Genomic DNA, 20,281 nt, shown 5'->3' on the forward strand with positions numbered 1-20,281 from the left:
ATTTTATGTTGTTTTTATTTTATCTGGTGTAGGTCTATGCTGTTATGTAACTCAAAAAAGTTCCATGAATCTATTATAAACAATTATCTGACTTTTGTGAATGGAAAGAATTCAAAAAATTTATATTACAATAAATTTTTTTATTTAAATAGCTGTATAATACTCATCGCAGCATATGCAATTCCAGCTCCAATTAACGGTCCCACCGCCACTCCATTAAATAGTGCTACCGAAATAATTGTTCCAAACACAAGAGCTGTCGTAATATACGGATCACTCGCTAAAAGCTGTACACCGCCTTTCGCAAGAAGTGCTACAGCAACACCAGAAGCAAGAGCAATCCAAGCATAATAAGATTTCGTCGCCTCTACAAGTTGCTTAAAACCAATTTCTCCTGTCGCAATCGGCACAAGAACCGCAATCGTTATAATGGTAACCCCAAGGTTAATTCCTTTCGTTTGAAGATAAGGGAACATTTTATCTCCTAAGAACGTCCATTTCATCAACAATAAAACGCCAACCGCTACTGTTAAAGATTGATTTTTTGCGATAAATCCAATGAGAAGAAGTATGAATAAAAATAAAGTTGATTGACTAATCATGATGCCTCATCCTTTCTGAAAATAATGAAGTGCTCTCGAACATATCCCTTTAATAAAGTGTAACTTCCATCATTGGAGTTTTTTCATCTCCACCTATTTTCTTTGCTTTCTCTGAAAAAAGAGGAATTTATTCAGAGAATAGAGAATCGTTTCCACTTACGCCCAAAAAGAAGTTGCTTCCCTTTTCTTTCTTACAAGAAAAAGGTAAAATAAAAAGAGAAAAACCCATACAATATCATACCATTTACAGAAGGTGCATCAAAGCATCTCATCATTTGATAAGTGAATACTTACACAACCTTAGCTCTTACGAAACATATTTTGCAAAGGGGGAAAGACCTTTGAATCGACATTCACTTTATATGGCACTTCGACTTCTATTTGTCATTGCAGCAGCTATATTTGGAATATACGCACTCGTATATATAGCAGGTCTTGTATACCCATTTATTATCGCTTTTGCAATTGCATATATGATCAATCCAGTTGTAAACTTTCTCGATCAAAAACTACGATTTCCTCGTGCTTTGTCTGTATTTATTAGCCTTATCCTTGTATTTGGAGCCATTGTTGGACTCGTTACGTATCTTGTAACAGAAGCGATTTCTGCAACAACTTACTTATTACAAATTGTACCGGACAAATTTCCGGCTATTGTTCAGTATCTGCAAGAATTTGCACTCACTAACATTATGCCGCTCTATAACGATTTAATTGCAAAATTCAATCACCTTGGGGCAACACAACAAAGTACGATTACAACAAACATTCAAAACCTTGGTACAGAAGCAACGCAGCAAATGAAAACTATTTTGACAGCCATAATAAGTGGATTAACAAATTTCATCAGTGCTCTTCCGACTATGTTAACTGTTCTTGTATTCGTCTTATTAGCCACTTTCTTTATTAGCTTTGATTGGCACCGTCTTGCTCGTAAAATTGAAAAATTATTGCCAAATAGGTTACATGGCTATGGAAAAACAATTTTTGTTGATTTGCGCAAAGCTTTGTTTGGATTTATAAAGGCTCAATTTACACTTATATCAATGACGACCATTATCGTTCTAATAGGTCTATTAATTTTGCGTGTACCATACGCCATTACTATCGCCCTTATTACAGGAGTTGTTGATTTACTTCCATACCTAGGAACAGGGACTGTTTTCGTTCCATGGATTATTTACGTATTCTTTACAGGAGACACCGCTTTCGCACTTGGGTTACTCATTTTATATATCGTTGTCATTGTGCAACGACAATTAATGGAACCAAAGGTATTATCATCTAACATCGGACTTGATCCACTTCCAACATTATTTTCTTTATTTATCGGATTTAAATTATTTGGTTTTTTAGGACTCATTATCGGTCCTGTAACACTCGTGTTATTAAATACATTACATAAAGCAAATGTATTTAAAGATCTTTGGAAGTTTATAAAAGGGTAAAGCTCAACTAATCCTCAGCAATTATTTGCCCTTGCTGAGGATTAGTTGAGCCAATCGGGCTCTTACGGGCGGTTTCACTTCACGAAACACCCAAACATACCGGCGGGGTAAAGCTCTAACGATTGGTATAAAGTAGATTTTCATCAATAGAAAAATCAGCTAAAAACAAGGAGAATTTTCTCCTTGTTTTTTTATTTACCAAAATGAATAAAAATACAATCCTTTTCTCTCTTTTTCAACAAATGAATATTTATTCATTTGTATTTTCGACAAAAAAATAACACTTGAAGAGTTTCCTCTTTCAAGTGTTATTTTTGCACAATAATAGTGTTATTTCGGTTTATTTTTCGTTCCATCCATTTGATTATCATATATTTCACCGGTTTTCTCGCTATCGGAATCAATAACATCAATCCTATACAGTCTGTTATATACCCTGGAATCACTAGAAGTATACCGCCTGCAAAAATGCAAATCGCATCTAATACAGCATCGCCGGGAATTTCACCTCTACTTAACCGATACCGAATCTCTCTCCAAACTGCTACTCCTTGCCGTTTCGCTATATATGCTCCCATAATACTCATTATTACAATCACACAAAACGTCGGCCACAACCCAATCCATCGACTCGATCCAATTAACACTGTAACTTCTAACGCTGGAATTAAAATAAATAAAAAGAGAAATATCTTCATTCCTCTCACCTCATGTTTTCAAATTGTGTAAAAAAAAGAGAAGGATTTCCATCCTTCCCTACATATTATTTCTTATAGCACTTCCGCATGTCCATTATATACAATTCCACGCGCTGCATCAACTGTTACTTCTTGACCACTTTTTAGGATAGCAGTCGCAGTTTCTACACCAACGATAACTGGAATACCAATTGATACACCAACAACCGCCGCATGGCTTGTTAAGCCGCCTTCCTCTACAACTAGAGCCGCAGCTTTTTCAATTGCAGGAATCATATCTTTGTCAGTGCTTGTTGTAACAAGAATAGAACCTTCTGTTACGTTTGCTAATGCTTCTTCAGCCGTTGTCGCTACAACAACTTTACCTTTTGCTGTTTTACGGCCAATTCCTTGTCCTTTAGCAATTTGTTCGCCAACAACATGAATTTTCATTAAGTTTGTTGTGCCAGTTTCAGCAATTGGTACACCAGCAGTAATAACAACTGTATCACCAAGACCAACCATACCTGAATCCATAGCTGTTTCAATAGCAGTTTCTAACATTTCATCTGTAGATTTTGCCTTTTCCTCTGCCATATATGCTTGTACACCCCAAGCAAGCGCAAGACGGCGGCATACTTGTTCATTAGATGTTACTGCTACGATTGGAGATTTTGGACGATATTTAGAAATCATTTTCGCAGTATAGCCACTTTCTGTCGGAGCTACGATTGCCGCTACATCAAGTGCCATTGCCGTATGTGCAACAGATTGACTAATCGCATCTGTAATTGTACAAGATTGCTCTTTAAGACGTTTTTTGAACATGTCTTCATATTGCAATGATTTCTCAACACGAATTGCGATGTTTGCCATCATTTGTACCGCTTCAAGCGGGTATAAACCTGCCGCTGTTTCACCAGAAAGCATGATTGCATCTGTGCCATCAAAAATAGCGTTTGCTACGTCACTTGCTTCCGCGCGTGTCGGGCGAGGGTTACGTTGCATAGAATCTAACATTTGCGTTGCAGTAATAACTGGTTTACCTAGTACGTTACATTTTTTGATTAGACGCTTTTGTACTAACGGTACTTCTTCTGGTGGAATTTCTACACCCATGTCACCGCGCGCTACCATTAAACCGTCAGAAACTTCTAGGATAGAGTCGATATTATCGATACCTTCTTGATTCTCGATTTTTGGAATGATTTGAATATGTTGCGCTCCGTGCGCTTCTAATAATTCACGAATTTCTAATACGTCAGATGCTTTACGTACGAAAGAAGCTGCGATAAAGTCAACATTTTGCTCGATACCGAAGATGATATCTTGAATGTCTTTTTCTGTAATACCAGGAAGCTTGATGCTTACGTTTGGTACGTTTACACCCTTTTTATTTTTTACAGTACCGCTATTCAATACTTTTGTGCGGATATCCCCGTTTGCCTTTTCAATTACCTCTAACTCAATAAGACCATCATCGATTAGAATACGAGAACCTGTATCTACATCATCATAAAGTCCCGCATAAGTTACAGAGAACTTTTCAGCAGTTCCTAATACTTGTTCTGTAGAAATAACAACTTCTGCACCTGTTTTTAGTTCAGCTTGTCCATCTACAAAATCATGTGTACGAATTTCTGGACCTTTTGTATCAAGTAAGATTGCTACAGTTTTACCAGTTTTCTTCGCAGCTTCACGAATGCTTTTAATACGTGATCCGTGCTCTTCATGGCTACCGTGAGAGAAGTTTAAACGACAAACGTTCATACCCGCTCCGATTAATTGTTCTAATTTTTCAATACTTTCACTAGCAGGACCAATTGTACATACAATTTTAGTTTTGCGCATAACGCACCTCCAAATATTTATGAAAACGTTACCACCAATCCGACACTACGCCAATTAGATGGATAACTCTTTTGATAATTGATACACATCTAAATCAAGTTGATGTTTTTGTGCTAACGCTTCAATAATATCATGATCAACAAGTTGGTTGTTTTGAATACCTACGCAGCGGCCGCCTTTTCCTTCTAATAGAAGCTCAACTGCTCTTGCACCAAGACGACTTGCTAATACACGGTCCATCGCACTTGGAGATCCTCCGCGCTGTACGTGACCTAATACTGTAACACGTGTATCAAATTGTGTTGCTTCTTCAATTTGTTTACCGATTTCAATCGCACTGCCAACACCTTCAGCTACAACGATAATACTATGTTTCTTACCGCGTTCACTACCGCGTTTTAGACGAGCAATTACATCATCCATGTCATAGTCTGCTTCCGGAATTAAAATTGTTTCTGCACCGTCTGCTAAACCAGCCCATAACGCAATATCTCCCGCATGACGACCCATTACTTCAATTACATATGTACGTTCATGAGATGTAGCTGTATCACGAATTTTATCAATTGCATCAATAACAGTGTTTAAAGCTGTATCAAAGCCAATTGTAAAATCAGTACCAGGAATATCATTATCAATTGTGCCAGGTACACCTACACATGGAAAACCATGCTCTGTTAATTTTTTCGCACCTTGGTAAGAACCATCTCCACCAATAACAACAAGTCCTTCAATACCAAATTTCTTTAATTGTTCAATTCCTTTTAATTGCCCTTCTAGTTCTTTGAACTCAGGGCATCTCGCTGTATATAATTTCGTTCCACCGCGGTGGATAATATCGCCTACAGAACCTAACTCTAATTTTTCAATATGACCAGAAATTAACCCTGCGTATCCATGATATATACCATACACTTCTAGATCATGGTACATTGCTTTACGTACAACCGCACGAATGGCAGCGTTCATACCAGGGGAATCTCCACCACTTGTTAACACACCAATACGTTTCATTAGTACTCACCTCATAAAGATTATTTGCCTTATATTAAAATAACATGAAGAAAGATAAAATGACAATGGAGAAGATGTGTCTTTTTCATAAGAAAAACGTGCATTCGCGAGATGGAACGCACGCCTTTTCTATTTTACCCCAATGGAAGCGTTTGAAAACGAAACTTGCCCAATTTTCATATATTTTGTGTAACGATTTTCAACCAGTTCCTCTTTCGAAACACCTTCTAATTGTTGGAATGTTTTTTGTAAGGTACGGTTTATATATTCAGCTTGTTCTTTAACGTTGCGGTGCGCACCGCCGCGAGCTTCTGGAATCATTTCATCAATTACACCCAGTTCTTTCAAGTCCGCCGCCGTAATTTTCATCGCTTCAGCAGCTTCTTTTGCTTTTCCTGCATCTTTCCAAAGAATCGCAGCCGCACCCTCTGGAGTAATAACAGAATAAGTGGAATTTTCTAGCATATGAATGTAATCTCCTACGCCAAGACCTAACGCACCGCCGCTACCACCTTCACCAATAACAACACAAATAACAGGTACAGTTAAACCTGCCATTTCAAATAAATTACGAGCAATGGCTTCACTTTGACCACGTTCTTCAGCTGCTTTACCAGGATAAGCCCCTTTCGTATCAATGAAACAGATGATTGGGCGATTAAACTTCTCCGCTTGCTTCATAAGGCGCAATGCTTTGCGATAACCTTCTGGGTGAGGCATTCCGAAATTTCGGCGAATATTTTCTTTCGTATCTTTTCCGCGCTGATGGCCAATTACCGTTACAGGCATTCCATTATATTTCGCTATACCGCCGACAATCGCTGCATCATCACCAAATAGGCGATCTCCATGACATTCAAAAAAATCGGTAAATAAGTGCTCAATATAATCAAGCGTTGTCGGTCTTTCGGCATGACGAGCAATTTGAACACGGTCCCATACTTTCATATTGCCGTATATTTCTTCCTCTAAATGCTCTAACTTCTCTTCCAAAATACGGATTTCTTCACCGAAGTCCATTTGGCTGTTTTTCGTATACTCTTTTAATTCACGAATCTTATTTTTCAGCTCAACAACTGGCTTTTCAAATTCTAGTTCTGCCATGACGCCACTTCCTCCCCTTGATGAACTTCTAAAATCTTGCGGAGTGTATCTCTCATATCATTACGGTGCACAACTGCATCTAATTGTCCATGTTCCAATAAGAACTCTGCCGTTTGGAAGTCCTCCGGCAATTTTTCACGAACAGTCTGTTCAATTACGCGACGACCTGCAAATCCAATTAAAGCGCCTGGTTCTGCTAAATTGTAGTCACCAAGTGAAGCAAAACTCGCGGAAACTCCGCCCGTTGTTGGATGCGTCATAATAGAAATGAATAAACCACCTGCATTGCTATGCTTTTTCAAAGCAACACTTGTTTTCGCCATTTGCATTAAACTTAAAATACCCTCTTGCATACGAGCTCCGCCTGATGCGGTAAAAATAAGAAACGGCACTTTCATTTCATGTGCTTTTTCAACAGCACGCGCAATTTTTTCACCTACAACAGAGCCCATGCTTCCCATTCGAAACCTTGAATCCATAACCGCAACAACAACGAGCATATTCTCGATTGTTCCTTCTCCTGTCACAACTGCTTCGTTTAATCCAGTTTTTTTACGATCGCCCTCAAGTTTCTCCTCGTAATCAGGGAAGTGAAGTGGGTTTGCCGAAATCATTTCTTTGTCATATTCACGAAATGAATTTTCATCTAACAAACTTTCAAGACGCTCCCATGCGTTCATCGGATGATGATACCCACAGTTAACACATACTTTTAAATTCTTCAGAAGTTCTTTCGTATACATGATCTTTTTGCATTTCGGACATTTTGTCATGACGCCGTCCGGTACATCTCTTCTTACTTGCTCTGAAGGAATTGCAGCATATTTTTTCTTCTTTTGGAATAAATCTCGTAGCAAAGTTTGACCCTCCTTTAGGTGATAAAAGAGCTAAGGTTAACGAGTAAGAAAATGTGGCTAACACCTACGTCAATAAGTGTTAGCCTTGTTTTCTCAATTTGTCTTATAACCCATCTCTTTACGTTTAACTTTAAACGTTGTCTGGCAGAATGTTTGTCAGAACGTGTCATGGTCATTTCGACAAATTTTGTATAGATGTATAGAATTACAAATGAAACTGTATGTTCTCTTTGATTGCATCATAAAGCTCTATTGCTGTTTGTTCCTGCTTATTCTCTAAGGCTTTATATAGCTTTTCATGCAATTCTCTCGCGTTTAAATGAACATCGCAAGAAAGCGTCGAAGCGTAGTCATGTACAATCATCCAAACACGATACATTAAAAAATTATCTACTTGCTCTACAAGCGTTTTTAAAAAGGTTTGATGAAATTCAGCGATAGATGACTGTTCATCAGAAAAAGTCACCTTAAGTGCCTTTAAGCTGTCTTCTGTCTGCATTTGACATAAAACACGAATCGCATCTTTCTCAAGCAACTCTTTCATTTGTAACAAATCTTGCCGCGTTTTTTCATCTTGTAATACGAACGGTGCAATTAATTGCACAAGACCATTTTCATAAAAATTTCGAATGAACGTCCCTTCACCGCGCCGCGTTTCAATTAAGCCAACCAATTCCAGCGCTCTAAGCGCTTCACGAACAGAGGAACGACCAACATTTAAACGCGCGCTTAGCTCTCGTTCAGATGGCAGGCGATTACCTGCTTCTAATCCGTCCTCTTTTATAATAGAACGGATTTTTTTCACTATTTCCAGGTATACTTTTGTTTGTGATGATGTCAATGGACACTCCTCGCTTATTCTTTACCGATAATCGCTAGTTCTCTTGTTTTCTCAGCTACTTCATTCGGATCGACTTGACGGCGAGCAACACCTGTTTCCATTGCAGCTTTCGCTACATACGCTGCCACTTGCGGTGCTACGCGCACATCGAATGGAGCTGGAATAATATAATCTGCATTTAGTTCTTCAGCTGATACAAGCTCAGCAATTGCTCGTACTGCTGCAATCTTCATTTCTTCATTAATTTGCGTTGCATGTACGTCCAGGGCACCGCGGAAAATACCAGGAAAAGCTAGTACGTTATTTACTTGGTTTGGGAAGTCCGAACGACCTGTACCTACAACTGCTGCTCCAGCTGCTTTTGCAATTTCCGGCATAATTTCTGGATTTGGATTCGCCATTGCAAAGATAATTGCATCTTCATTCATAGAGCGAACCATTTCTTCTGTTAATGCACCTTCCGCAGATACACCGATGAAAACATCTGCACCTTGAATTACGTCTGCTAATGAACCTTCTATACGATTTTTATTTGTATATTTTGCAACTTCATTTTTCACAGGGTTCATACCAACAGGACGACCTTCAAAAATCGCACCTTTCGTATCACACATAATAATGTCGCGTACACCGTAGCGATATAAAAGTTTAATAATCGCAATACCAGCTGCTCCGGCACCATTTGCAACAACTTTAATATCAGACATTTTCTTTCCAACTAGCTTTAATGCATTCACAAGACCTGCTACTGTTACAATTGCTGTACCGTGCTGATCATCGTGGAATATAGGAATATTTGTTTCTTTCTTTAAACGCTCTTCAATAATAAAGCAGTTTGGCGCTGCAATATCTTCTAAGTTTACGCCGCCAAAAGTTGGCTCCATTAATTTTACAGTTTCAACAATCTTATCTACATCATTTGTATTTAAAGCAATTGGAAATGCATCTACGCCAGCAAAGCTCTTAAATAATACAGCTTTACCTTCCATAACAGGAAGTGATGCTTCCGGTCCAATATTTCCAAGACCTAATACAGCCGTTCCATCTGTTACAACTGCTACCATATTGCCCTTCATTGTATATTCGTATACCTTGCTTTTATCGTCATAAATAACTTTACATGGTTCTGCAACCCCTGGAGAATACGCAAGACTTAAATCTTTTGCATTTTCTACCTTTACTTTTGATACTGTTTCTAATTTTCCTTGATGCACTCTATGCATGTGAAGTGCTTCTTCACGAAGTGTTGACAAACGATCCACTCTCCTCATATGTTCTTACTGCATAGCGTTATTCATTCTCCAAGGTGGTCTGACCACGAACGCTATTACTACTATAATCGAAATAGAGGGAAATTGTCCATTATATTTTTACAACGACATTTTCCTTCCCGACTACCTCATAAAGCGCTTGTAGACATTCTTCACTTGGATGAATGGATAAACTACGAGATAATTGTATCATCTTATGCTCTTTTTCATAATAAATTAGTACTTTCACAAAACCTGAATAGTGAAACAATATTTTTGTTATATTGTTTAACAGCTTTTTTTCATACTGTGATGGTATTTTCACGTAAATAGAAGCGTCCTTCATTTTATCGTAAGTATCCATTTGTTCTAACGGATATACCCCACTTATAATCCATTGCAGCTTGTGATTTCGTTGTTCAATTGTACCTTCTATTAAAACAATTTCACCTTCTTGTAACCGCTCTGCAAAATGGATATACGTTTCAGGAAATACAACCGCTTCCATCTCATTGTTTTGATCACAAAATGTAACAAACGCCATCTTTTGTAATTTTTTTGTTCGAATGACTTTTATATTTGTCAAATACACAATTGCCCGCTGCACTTTTCTTTGCTGCTTCATCGCTTGTGCAAGTGTTGGAATTTCCAATTGTTTAACAAGCGGTGCGTACTGTGCAGTTGGATAACTTGATAAATAAAAGCCCAGTGCTTCTTTCTCTTTATTTAATTGTTCAATAAAGGATAGCTCTGCCTCTTGTGCATACTCTGACTTCGGCACAAGCTCCTCGCCGATTTCACGTGCTAAGTTCGCATATTCTAACGCACCTTTAATACTGTTAAACAACGATGGACGTGAAACCTCAAAGTCATCAAAACAACCAGCCCAAATCATGGTTTCTAAATTCCGTTCTGTTACAAACTTCGCCGGCATGCGCAAACAAAACTCAAATAAATCTTGAAATGGTTTTTTGTTTCTTTCTTCCATTAAAGCATTTACTGTCGCCATCCCTACATTACGAATCGCAAGTAAGCTATACCGAATTGCATTCCCTTCCACAAGAAAATCATAACTGCTCTTATGAAGAGATGGAGGTAAAACATGAAATCCTTTTCGCTTCGTTTCCCGAACATATTGTACAATCTTCTCTTCATTTCCGACTGCGCTTGATAATAGTGCTGTCATAAACTGCAACGGATAATTTGCTTTTAAATAGGCAAGCTGATATCCAATCATACTATAAGCAACTGCATGACTTCTATTAAATCCATAATTCGCAAATTGCACAATTAAATCATAAATTTTCTGGGCAGTTTCTTCATCATACCCATTTTGCAAACAGCCTTTCACAAAGTGAGTACGCTCTTCGTCTAAAATATCACGATTTTTCTTACTTACGGCGCGGCGTAATAAGTCAGCCTCACCAAGAGAAAATCCTGCTAAACGAGAGGCAATTTGCATAATTTGTTCTTGATAAACGATAACTCCGTACGTATTTTCTAAAATTGGTTTCAAATCAGGATGAAGATAATGTATCGCACGTTTCCCATGTTTTGATTCAATAAATACTGGAATTTGCTCCATTGGTCCTGGTCGATATAGCGCGTTAACCGCAACAATATCTTCAAACTCATTAGGTTGTAACGAACGCAAAACATTCCGCATTCCGCTTGATTCAAGCTGGAAAATTCCAGTCGTATCTCCCCGTCCGAGCAGTGCGAATGTTTTCGCATCCTGAAGAGGTAATTTCTTTATATCTATATTTGTCCCAGTTGTTTGCGCAACAAAGGTACGAATATTTTCAAGCAATGTTAAATTCCGAAGACCAAGAAAGTCCATCTTTAATAATCCAAGTTCTTCTAATACCTCTGCGGGATATTGCGTAACATATACACCATCATGCCCCTCTTGAATAGCAACGCTATTTGTCAGCGGCTCTTCGCTCATAATTACCCCGGCTGCATGAATAGACGTATGACGAGGCAAGCCTTCTACCCGTTTTGCGATATCAAATATCCTTTGAAATATGAGGTTACTTTGTATATAATTTTGCAGTGCTTGCGATTCTATATAAGCTTCCTCTAATGTAATCCCAACCTTAGATGGAATATGCTTTGAAAAAATATCAATTTCATTTGGCGGCAGCCCCATTACTCTTGCAATATCGCGAATTGCTGCTTTTGCTGCGAGTGTTCCAAATGTTACAATTTGGGCAACACGTAGGTCTCCGTACTTATCTTTCACATAACGAATCATTTCATCGCGGTGAATATCTGGGAAGTCAATATCAATATCAGGAAGTGTCACACGCTCTGGATTTAAAAATCTTTCAAACAATAAATCATACTGAATTGGATCAATATCGGTAATTTCCAATACGTAAGACACGAGTGATCCAGCTGCCGAACCACGGCCTGGTCCTGTTAAAATGCGGCGTTCATGAGCGTACGTCATGAAGTCCCATACAATAAGAAAATAATCACTAAATCCCATCCGAGAAATAACGCCTAATTCGTGCGCTAGACGTGCTTTATGCACATCTGTTACTCTTTCATAACGTTTCCTCAGCCCTTCTTCACAAATGCGGCGTAAAAAGTCATCTGACGATTCATTTGTTGATACTGGAAATTTCGGTAATTGATTTGTATGAAACGAAATCTCTACATGACAGCGCCCTGCAATGTATGCAGTGTTTTGAATCGCTTCTGGCATAGCAGAGAATAACGCTTCCATCTCAGAAGGCGATTTCATATAATATTGATCAGTTTGTAAACGCGGCCTTTCTGAATCTGTCATTTTTGTGCCGCTATGAACAGATAGTAAACACTCCTGTACAATCGCATCACCTTGTTTGACATAACGAATATCATTTGTCGCAACAAGTGGGATTCCCAGCTGCTTTGCAAATGGCAGAAGCTCTTCCTGCAGCAATAATTCTTCTTGAATAGCATGGTGCTGCAAGCTTATATAAAAGCTCGCAAATATACTTTTATACGTATTTGCTACTTCTTCAGCAACCTCATGTTTGCCCTGTAATACAAGTTGTTCAATTTCACCGTCTTTCCCTGGAGAAATCGCAATTAATCCGCCTGCATAGTGCGCAAGCCATTTCTTTGGAATACCGTCTTTTGACTTTGTCATAATGCTGCTAGAGATTTTAAGTAAATTCCGATACCCAGTTTCGTTTTCAGCCAATAAAACAAGTGGATAAGATCGCTCTTCTTCTTCATTCCATATCGAAGCTGTTAAACCGATAATAGGCTCAATGCCCGCTTTTTTACATGCTTTATAAAACGGAACAACACCATACATCACATTTTCATCTGTAATCGCTAATGCTGTAAAACCAAGTTCTTTCGCTTGATGAACAAGCTCATCTATTTTACATGCACTTTTCAATAAACTATAAACGGTTTGACATTGTAAATGCACAAACTTCACTTTTATGCCCTCTCTTTATCTATTTGACTACTTCCCATTATACGTGAAATCAAAACATACTTCCCCTTCTTTGTCCATATACATGAAAAAGAAAGGAGAATGATGATGGAAGTGAATCAAAGCTTTTTCTCTCTTCTCGTTACAAGTTATTTTATTGCCCTTGGTGTTATGATTGGTGGATCGTTAATCGGCGGGATTGGTGCTTTTTTAGTTGGGAAACCACCCCTCACAATGATTACGCAGTTTGCAGAAAATTTAAGAATTTGGGCACTTGTCGCTGCTATTGGCGGGACTTTCGATACATTTTACAGCTTTGAACGCAGCTTCTTTGGAGGAGATACAAAAGATATTGTGAAACAAATTCTGCTTATTTTCTTTGCCACAGGCGGTATGCAAACAGGATTCATTATTATTAATTGGATTACACAGGAGCATGTATGAGAGTTCCAAGCTCACTCTCCAATCGATGGAAACTTTTTTTAGGTGGCGCTGCTGTTGGCGGTATTTTAAGCTGGATTATTTTTTTGTACATATATGGTGTATTTCAAGAAGTACAAACAAAAACACTAGAACAACAAGAAGCAAAAATAAAGAAGTTAACAGATGACTTACATATAATCATTGAAGATCAAAATAAAGAAAATGAAAAAAATAAAAAAGTGTTAACGATTCAAGAAATTGAAATTGAGATTGTCAATCATGATAAATATAATGTAGACTCTCTCACTGTTGAAACATTAAAAACCTCGATTCGCGATGATCTCCGCCACTTGCTTACCCAAAATATTCAGAGCGTCGCAAATAATAAAGAACTACTGAAAAAGGTCATTGAAAATAAAGTATATAAATATTACGACCGTGTCTATAGATTTGAAATCGAAACAGTTTCTTTTGACACTACACTTGAAATTAGCGTAAAGATAAAACAAGAAAGGTAGAGCTCTCTACCTTTCTTCTTATTTACACAATTCGCGTAAGTCTGCAAAAATACGGTCCGCTTCTTCCCAAGAAAAAGCTTTTGCACCGGAAGCCATTGGATGCCCTCCACCGTTATATTGCATTGCTAATGTATTAATTACCGGTCCTTTTGAACGAAGTCGAACACGAATTACATCTTCTTCCTCTAGAAATAAAACCCATGCTTTTAAGCCTTCAATATTTCCAAGTGCTCCAACAACTCCTGATGCCTGAGACGGAAGTACATCAAATTGCTCTAATACTTCTTTTGTCAACTTAATATAAGCTGCTCCTTCTTCTGTCATTGTGAAGCTTTGTAAAATGTAACCATTTAAACGTGCAATACGCTCATTTGTTTTATACATTTCATCATATAATGCGGGGAATTCAACTCCCATGTCTACAAGTTCAGATGCATAACGAAGTGTTTTTGCAGATGTGCTTGGGAATAAGAAACGTCCTGTATCACCAACGATACCCGCTAAAATAAGACGCGCTGCTTCTTTTGGTAACCTTAATCCTTTGTCTTTACCATATAAATAAAATTCATAAATAAGTTCACTTGTAGAACTAGAAGTTGTATCTACCCAAACAATATCTCCGTACGGGTCTTCATTTGGATGATGATCAATTTTAATTAATTGCTTTCCTTTTGTGTAGCGCTGATCGCAAACGCGCTCTTGGTTTGCTGTATCACAAACGATAACAAGCGCCTCTTCATATGTAGCATCATCAATTTCATCCATTACGCGTAAATATGCTAAAGATGGTTCGTTGTATCCTACCATATAGATCTTTTTCTCTGGAAACGACTCTTGCAGCATTGTACCAAGTCCGCACTGCGAACCTAATGCATCTGGATCCGGACGTACATGACGGTGAATAATAATCGTATCAAATTGCTTAATTGCTTCTAAAATCTTCTCATGCATATGTAAAAGTCTCCTTTTTCACCAATTTATACCCATTATAACCCAAAACACTTCATACAGGACGATAATTGATTTACAATAAAATAAATAACATACAAATAGATGGGGGATTGGGGTCATGCCAGTATTAGTCTTTTGTATTATCGTTACATTTATGTTGTATCTCTTCTACAAAACGAAATATTTTCGCACAAACCGTTCCATGGAGAAAGGATGGCTTGCTGGAAAATCAGCGATTGCACTCGGATTATTTGTTGCATTATTTGGCCTGAACCAATTTTTCTTGGATCTTTCAACGGCTCGTATAATCGTTGGCGCTTTATTTGTAATTGTTGGCGGAGCTAGCATCTATAATGGAATTCGCCAATATAAACATTTCTTACCGCTTGCGGTTGAGGAAGCAGAGCAGTTACAAAAACAATCTTGAGGTGAGATGAAATGAACACCTTTCTAAACGATTTTTTTAACCGTATTCAATATGAAAAGCAAGATGTAACATTTGAAGATATTCGTGTGTTACAATCTCAATTTGCTAAACATGTGCCATTTGAAAATATTAGTATTATACAAAATGAAAACATTGAAATTACCTTTGAAAACTTAAAAAGAAAGATTATTGACAACCAGCGCGGCGGTGTTTGCTATGAGCTGAATCCTTTATTTTACTACGCTTTAAAAGAACTAGGATTTCAAGTTCATATGATATCCGGCACTGTATTTAATGATGGAGAAATTCGGCTAATTGAAACGCACTTTGCAACGATTCTACATCATAATAATCAGCTATACCTAATCGATGTTGCTTTCGGTTCACATCATGCTCTGCAGCCTATTCCACTTACAGGAGAAACAGTGACATCCTCAACTGGTGAATACCGTATTCAACAGAAAAAAACAGATTTAGGAGAATACGCATTTGAAAAATATAAAAATGGCACTCTAGAAATTGGCTATGACTTCTTCACATCGCCAATTGATGAAACAGTTTTACAAAACGCACAACAAATCATTACCCACCATGAACAATCACCATTTAATAAATCACCGCTTCTCGCAAAACGAACAGACGATGGTCACATTACACTGACAGACAAAACCTATACCGTAACGAGAGGGAATCATAAATCTAAACAAACGATTGATCTGCAAACTTTTCAAGCGCTTGCGTTGAGTGAATTTGGTATTGCGGTTAAGTAGGAGTCATTTCTTTATACAATAACTGTAGTTTTTCTGTAAGATTCATTGAAAACATGAAAAAGCGGTCATCCTTTCATGGAGGGATGACCGCTTTCAATTTTAAAATTGAAAGTGAGTTCATTCATAGTAAAAATGGTACTTAAAAAACATAAGTGATAGAATACAATTGAATTGATTAAAAAGGAAAGAAAGTGAAAGCAGTGAGAATAGGATTTTTAGACTCTGGTATCGGTGGAATTACTGTACTTCATCAAGCGTTAAAGATCTTACCAAATGAAGATTATATTTTTTATGCTGATACTTTACATGTTCCATATGGCGAAAAACCAAAGGAAGAGGTAAAACAATATATTTTTGATGCTGTTGACTTTATTGCGAATCAAGATGTGAAAGCATTAGTCATTGCTTGTAATACAGCAACAAGTATTGCTGTGGAAGATTTACGTAAAAAGTACGATTTTCCGATTTTAGGGATTGAGCCAGCTGTAAAACCAGCTGTTCAAAATAGTGAAGAAAAGCGAAAAAAGGTTTTAGTGTTAGCAACTAAACTAACTCTTAAAGAGGAAAAATTTCAAAATTTAGTAAAAAGTATAGATAATCACGATATTGTTGAAAGTCTACCTCTTCCCGGTCTTGTGCAATTTGCTGAGGAATTCGAATTTAGTGAAGAGAAAGTTTTACCCTACTTAAGACAGCAATTATCTATATTTGATTTAAAACAATTTGGAACAGTCGTTCTCGGTTGTACTCATTTTCCATATTTTAAATCCAGTTTACAGAAACTTTTGGGCGAAGATGTAGACATTATCGACGGAAGTGTTGGAACTGCTAAAAATTTAAAGAGAATTCTCGAAGAAAATAACCAAATAAACAACGGAACAGGAAATATTTCATTTTTTAAATCTGGTGATAAAGTTGAAGATGAAACTACTTTATCTAATTATAAAAAATTATTAGCACTGTTAGATAAGGAAAGCTCACTCACAAGATAATTCCATATGAGCGGTAAATCAAGAGGCGCAGATAGCTAACTTGTTCTGCAATTTTCAAAAGCACAGCTATCTGGTCTCCCTCTATCAGTTTCACTATTGCCTCCTTTTCAGCAATAGCGAAACTGATAGAAGGGTCATACTGCCCGTTAACAAGGGATAAAAATCAAGTATAAAGCCAATGTGATTTTATACTTGATTTCACACACTATTCATTATATTGTTCTACATTATCAGAACTACCTAATCTTACATTTGAACTGTTCCTATTTACGATGGCGCAGTTTATATATCAGACTCGCAACAATAGCCGACGGTATGTTAAACAAATTCCCCTGCAAATTGAAATGCGCTTGTTCTTCTTCAATCTTCTTCATTCTTTCTTTTAACCCAGATATATAAGAGTATTGGATTGAAATCATGATTAGAAAGTAAAGAAAGGCAATGCTTCCGAAAAAGATACCAGCAGATAACACATACACCACTCCCTTAATTCCCCACAATAACATATCGAACAAAAATTCAGACATTTATTTATACAAAAAAACTGCCCTTTCAGACAGCTTTTTCTTCTTAACGATCAATTAATTGAACCATAAGCAATGCTTTTCCAACAACATTTCCTTCATGTCGTACTTCTACGTCAACTTTACCAAATTTACGTCCAATTTCTAGCACTTTCGGATAAACGGACACAACGTTATCAATTTGAACCGGTTTTACAAAGAAAATGGTTAAATTCTCTACAATGACGTCACCTTTTTTCTGCGCACGAAGCACACGATTTGTTGCTTCTGTCACAATTGTTGTAAAGACACCGTATGACAAAGTCCCAATTGAATTTGTCATTTGTGGTGTGACAGAAAAATGATAAGCAGAATCTTGTTTTGCTTCTTTCGGATTCATAAATTGATTCGTTACAATATCATCAATCGTTTCCCCAACTTGCGGCTGACGCTGAATCATTTGGAGCGCTTGCAGCACATCTTGACGACTAATAATCCCTTGCAATGTATTGCTATCATCAACAACTGGAAGAAGCTCAATTCCTTCCCACACCATCATACGTGCCGCTGCTGCAACGGACATTTTTCCGTTTACAGTAATCGGCTGTTTTGTCATTACTTTTTCAATTGGTGTTTCTTTTACTACACCAATCATATCTTTGGACGTTACAATGCCAAGCACTTTATTTTCCTCATCTACAATCGGATAACGGCCGTGCATCGTTTCTTCATTATATTTATGCCATTTTTCCACCGTATCACTTGGCTGTAAATATACAGTCTCTTCAATTGGCGTTAAAATATCTTCAACGAGAACTATTTCTTTTTTAATAAGCTGATCATAAATAGCGCGGTTAATAAGCGTTGCTACTGTAAATGTATCATAACTGCTCGAAATAATCGGCAGCTTTAATTCATCTGCCAATTTCTTCACATGCTCTTCTGTATCAAATCCACCTGTAATCAATACAGCTGCTCCTTCTTCAAGCGCTAATTGATGCGCTTGTGTACGGTTTCCGATAATAAGTAAATTCCCAGCTTCCGTATAGCGCATCATTGCTTCAAGCTTCATTGCCCCGATTACAAACTTGTTTAACGTTTTATGTAAACCTTCTCTTCCGCCAAGCACTTGACCATCCACAATGTTAACAACTTCTGCGAATGTTAGCTTTTCGATATTTTCTTTCTTTTTTTGTTCAATACGAATTGTCCCGACCCGTTCAATTGTACTTACATATCCTTTATTTTCCGCATCTTTAATCGCACGATATGCCGTTCCTTCACTTACACTCAACTCTTTTGCGATTTGGCGCACAGAAATTTTATGCCCAATTGGCAAACTGTTGATATATTCTAAAATTTGGTTGTGTTTCGTAGCCAAAAAGTTTCACCATACTTTCTTTTCCCTAAATTCTTCACGCGTTATCTTTTTAGTATACTATATTTCAAAAACTGTTACACTGCATCTTTCTATATCTGTACTATTTTTTTTATAACAAGTCTATACAAGTTTCTTACAATAATGTAATTTGCTTGTCACCTCATTCGATGGTTTGTTTCATTTCCTTATCGTACAATGAAAATAAAAAATAAGAGAAAAGGAGCGATATGATATGAAAGAAGCTTTAAAAATAATTAGTGCGGTATTGTTAGCATTCGTGGACGGAAAGAAAGTAGCGATAGCATTAAACGAAACAGCAGAAATAGAAACAGGCACACCACAATCTAAAAATGATATAACAAATACAACATTTACATTATACTCTTCTCACATATAAAAACCTTCACTTTGCCGCGCAAAATGAAGGTTTCCTTTTTTTATAACTCAATACCTTCCCCAGCTTCTAACACTTTCCCTACACTACCGGTTAATTTTCCTACAAACTGATACGGATCTTGTTCGATAACTGGGAATGTATTATAGTGCATTGGCACAACAATTTTTGCTCCAATCCATTCTGCAGCTAACGCGGCATCCTCTGGACCCATTGTAAAGTTATCCCCAATTGGTAAAAACGCCACATCAATCGTATGACGAGAGCCAATTAGTTTCATATCTGAAAACAACGCTGTATCCCCAGCGTGATAAATTGTTTTTCCTTCTGCAGTAAATACAATCCCCGCTGGCATACCTGTATATGTAATCGTTTGATTTTCTTCATCAATATAGCTAGAACCGTGAAATGCTTGTGTAAACTTCACTGTTCCAAATTCAAATGCATGAGAACCTCCAATATGCATCGGATGTGTATTTACACCTTTCCAACCTAAAAATGTCGCAAGCTCAAACGGTGCAATAACAACTGCATTATGTTTTTTTGCTAATTCTACTGTATCCCCAACATGATCACCATGTCCATGAGAAAGGATAATTGCATCAACTGTTACCTCTTCTACTTTTAAATCTGTTTTCGGATTACCTGTAATAAATGGATCAATTAAAATAACCTTCCCGTTCGTTTCAATCTTTACAACTGAATGACCGTGATAAGATACTTTCATCTTTTCATTACCTCCCTTATTCATATTCATACCTTCTATTCTACACGATTTCGCAATTTCCTGTCTTTTCAAACATCGATTTGCTTGTCATAGCGCTTTCGTTCGATGTAAA

Annotated in this window: 20 protein-coding genes; 7 read left to right on the top strand and 13 right to left on the bottom strand. The window is 37.3% G+C overall.

The features are described 5' to 3' along the window. Positions 1-140: 140 nt before the first annotated feature. Positions 141-602 carry a DUF441 domain-containing protein gene (locus AB1284_RS18050; RefSeq protein ID WP_429753617.1) on the bottom strand — a complete coding sequence of 154 codons (462 nt, stop codon included), beginning with the start codon at positions 600-602 and terminating at the stop codon, positions 141-143. 341 nt (positions 603-943) lie between these two features. Here AB1284_RS18050 and ytvI point away from each other — a divergent pair, with 341 nt between their 5' ends. Next, the gene (gene ytvI / locus AB1284_RS18055) at positions 944-2,050 is read left to right on the top strand and encodes a sporulation integral membrane protein YtvI (RefSeq protein WP_429753616.1); all 1,107 of its coding nucleotides are present in this window, start codon (positions 944-946) and stop codon (positions 2,048-2,050) included. 308 nt (positions 2,051-2,358) lie between these two features. Here the strand turns inward: ytvI and AB1284_RS18060 are convergent, their stop codons facing one another. The 8 genes from AB1284_RS18060 to dnaE form a co-directional block, all read right to left on the bottom strand. Next, positions 2,359-2,748 (bottom strand): FxsA family protein, encoded by a 390-nt coding sequence (locus tag AB1284_RS18060; protein ID WP_429753615.1) that lies wholly within the window; start codon positions 2,746-2,748, stop codon positions 2,359-2,361. Positions 2,749-2,820: 72 nt separating this feature from the next. After that, positions 2,821-4,578, bottom strand: a complete 1,758-nt coding sequence (gene pyk / locus AB1284_RS18065; RefSeq protein WP_429753614.1) for a pyruvate kinase — start codon at positions 4,576-4,578, stop codon at positions 2,821-2,823. A gap of 54 nt (positions 4,579-4,632) precedes the next feature. Next, positions 4,633-5,592: a 6-phosphofructokinase gene (gene pfkA / locus AB1284_RS18070; RefSeq protein WP_429753613.1), complete on the bottom strand. Its 960-nt coding sequence runs from the start codon at positions 5,590-5,592 to the stop codon at positions 4,633-4,635. Between the two features lie 129 nt (positions 5,593-5,721). Then, positions 5,722-6,696, bottom strand: coding sequence for an acetyl-CoA carboxylase carboxyl transferase subunit alpha (accA, locus tag AB1284_RS18075; RefSeq protein WP_429753612.1), 975 nt, complete (start codon positions 6,694-6,696; stop codon positions 5,722-5,724). Next, positions 6,684-7,553, bottom strand: a complete 870-nt coding sequence (gene accD / locus AB1284_RS18080; RefSeq protein WP_154711960.1) for an acetyl-CoA carboxylase, carboxyltransferase subunit beta — start codon at positions 7,551-7,553, stop codon at positions 6,684-6,686. Before accD ends, accA begins: the two co-directional genes overlap by 13 nt. Positions 7,554-7,758: 205 nt before the next feature. Then, the gene (locus AB1284_RS18085) at positions 7,759-8,394 is read right to left on the bottom strand and encodes a FadR/GntR family transcriptional regulator (RefSeq protein WP_429753611.1); all 636 of its coding nucleotides are present in this window, start codon (positions 8,392-8,394) and stop codon (positions 7,759-7,761) included. Positions 8,395-8,408: 14 nt separating this feature from the next. Beyond that, positions 8,409-9,665 carry an NAD(P)-dependent malic enzyme gene (locus AB1284_RS18090; RefSeq protein ID WP_429753610.1) on the bottom strand — a complete coding sequence of 419 codons (1,257 nt, stop codon included), beginning with the start codon at positions 9,663-9,665 and terminating at the stop codon, positions 8,409-8,411. A gap of 91 nt (positions 9,666-9,756) precedes the next feature. Beyond that, positions 9,757-13,086 carry a DNA polymerase III subunit alpha gene (gene dnaE, locus AB1284_RS18095; protein ID WP_429753609.1) on the bottom strand — a complete coding sequence of 1,110 codons (3,330 nt, stop codon included), beginning with the start codon at positions 13,084-13,086 and terminating at the stop codon, positions 9,757-9,759. Positions 13,087-13,185: 99 nt separating this feature from the next. Between dnaE and AB1284_RS18100 the strand changes: the two genes are divergently transcribed. Beyond that, the gene (locus AB1284_RS18100) at positions 13,186-13,527 is read left to right on the top strand and encodes a YtrH family sporulation protein (RefSeq protein WP_429753608.1); all 342 of its coding nucleotides are present in this window, start codon (positions 13,186-13,188) and stop codon (positions 13,525-13,527) included. Then, positions 13,524-14,024 carry a sporulation membrane protein YtrI gene (ytrI, locus tag AB1284_RS18105; protein ID WP_429753607.1) on the top strand — a complete coding sequence of 167 codons (501 nt, stop codon included), beginning with the start codon at positions 13,524-13,526 and terminating at the stop codon, positions 14,022-14,024. The genes AB1284_RS18100 and ytrI overlap by 4 nt, the downstream gene beginning before the upstream one ends. Before the next feature lie 18 nt (positions 14,025-14,042). On the opposite strand, the gene AB1284_RS18110 is transcribed toward ytrI, so the two are convergent. Then, positions 14,043-14,975, bottom strand: a complete 933-nt coding sequence (locus AB1284_RS18110) for a DHH family phosphoesterase (protein WP_429753606.1) — start codon at positions 14,973-14,975, stop codon at positions 14,043-14,045. A gap of 118 nt (positions 14,976-15,093) precedes the next feature. On the opposite strand from AB1284_RS18110, the gene AB1284_RS18115 reads away from it, so the two are divergent. From AB1284_RS18115 to murI, 3 genes are all read left to right on the top strand, one after another. Further along, on the top strand, positions 15,094-15,402 hold the full coding sequence (locus tag AB1284_RS18115; RefSeq protein ID WP_429753605.1) for a YtpI family protein: 309 nt from the start codon (positions 15,094-15,096) through the stop codon (positions 15,400-15,402). An 11-nt stretch (positions 15,403-15,413) separates the two neighbouring features. After that, a complete protein-coding gene (locus AB1284_RS18120; RefSeq protein ID WP_429753604.1) occupies positions 15,414-16,172 on the top strand; it encodes an arylamine N-acetyltransferase family protein in 759 nt (252 codons plus the stop codon). Between the two features lie 200 nt (positions 16,173-16,372). Beyond that, positions 16,373-17,164: a glutamate racemase gene (gene murI / locus AB1284_RS18125; RefSeq protein ID WP_429754429.1), complete on the top strand. Its 792-nt coding sequence runs from the start codon at positions 16,373-16,375 to the stop codon at positions 17,162-17,164. A 263-nt stretch (positions 17,165-17,427) separates the two neighbouring features. Here murI and AB1284_RS18130 read toward each other — a convergent pair whose 3' ends face one another. Then, positions 17,428-17,670: a DUF3949 domain-containing protein gene (locus AB1284_RS18130; protein ID WP_429754428.1), complete on the bottom strand. Its 243-nt coding sequence runs from the start codon at positions 17,668-17,670 to the stop codon at positions 17,428-17,430. A gap of 64 nt (positions 17,671-17,734) precedes the next feature. Beyond that, positions 17,735-19,048, bottom strand: a complete 1,314-nt coding sequence (locus AB1284_RS18135; protein WP_429753603.1) for a DRTGG domain-containing protein — start codon at positions 19,046-19,048, stop codon at positions 17,735-17,737. 232 nt (positions 19,049-19,280) lie between these two features. On the opposite strand from AB1284_RS18135, the gene AB1284_RS18140 reads away from it, so the two are divergent. Next, a complete protein-coding gene (locus AB1284_RS18140) occupies positions 19,281-19,445 on the top strand; it encodes a hypothetical protein (protein WP_429753602.1) in 165 nt (54 codons plus the stop codon). A gap of 40 nt (positions 19,446-19,485) precedes the next feature. On the opposite strand, the gene AB1284_RS18145 is transcribed toward AB1284_RS18140, so the two are convergent. Next, positions 19,486-20,169, bottom strand: coding sequence for a metal-dependent hydrolase (locus AB1284_RS18145; RefSeq protein WP_429753601.1), 684 nt, complete (start codon positions 20,167-20,169; stop codon positions 19,486-19,488). Positions 20,170-20,281: the final 112 nt, after the last annotated feature.

This window comes from Bacillus sp. S2(2024), assembly GCF_050474045.1.
Lineage (GTDB): Bacteria > Bacillota > Bacilli > Bacillales > Bacillaceae_G > Bacillus_A > Bacillus_A yunxiaonensis.

Coding starts and splice junctions, on each gene's coding strand:
- accA (WP_429753612.1), bottom strand. CDS start 6,696: ATGGCAGAACTAGAATTTGAAAAGCCAGTTGTTGAGCTGAAAAATAAG.
- AB1284_RS18130 (WP_429754428.1), bottom strand. CDS start 17,670: ATGTTATTGTGGGGAATTAAGGGAGTGGTGTATGTGTTATCTGCTGGT.
- ytrI (WP_429753607.1), top strand. CDS start 13,524: ATGAGAGTTCCAAGCTCACTCTCCAATCGATGGAAACTTTTTTTAGGT.
- AB1284_RS18050 (WP_429753617.1), bottom strand. CDS start 602: ATGATTAGTCAATCAACTTTATTTTTATTCATACTTCTTCTCATTGGA.
- AB1284_RS18140 (WP_429753602.1), top strand. CDS start 19,281: ATGAAAGAAGCTTTAAAAATAATTAGTGCGGTATTGTTAGCATTCGTG.
- AB1284_RS18145 (WP_429753601.1), bottom strand. CDS start 20,169: ATGAAAGTATCTTATCACGGTCATTCAGTTGTAAAGATTGAAACGAAC.
- pfkA (WP_429753613.1), bottom strand. CDS start 5,592: ATGAAACGTATTGGTGTGTTAACAAGTGGTGGAGATTCCCCTGGTATG.
- pyk (WP_429753614.1), bottom strand. CDS start 4,578: ATGCGCAAAACTAAAATTGTATGTACAATTGGTCCTGCTAGTGAAAGT.
- AB1284_RS18120 (WP_429753604.1), top strand. CDS start 15,414: ATGAACACCTTTCTAAACGATTTTTTTAACCGTATTCAATATGAAAAG.
- AB1284_RS18115 (WP_429753605.1), top strand. CDS start 15,094: ATGCCAGTATTAGTCTTTTGTATTATCGTTACATTTATGTTGTATCTC.
- AB1284_RS18110 (WP_429753606.1), bottom strand. CDS start 14,975: ATGCATGAGAAGATTTTAGAAGCAATTAAGCAATTTGATACGATTATT.
- AB1284_RS18100 (WP_429753608.1), top strand. CDS start 13,186: ATGATGATGGAAGTGAATCAAAGCTTTTTCTCTCTTCTCGTTACAAGT.
- AB1284_RS18060 (WP_429753615.1), bottom strand. CDS start 2,748: ATGAAGATATTTCTCTTTTTATTTATTTTAATTCCAGCGTTAGAAGTT.
- AB1284_RS18090 (WP_429753610.1), bottom strand. CDS start 9,665: ATGAGGAGAGTGGATCGTTTGTCAACACTTCGTGAAGAAGCACTTCAC.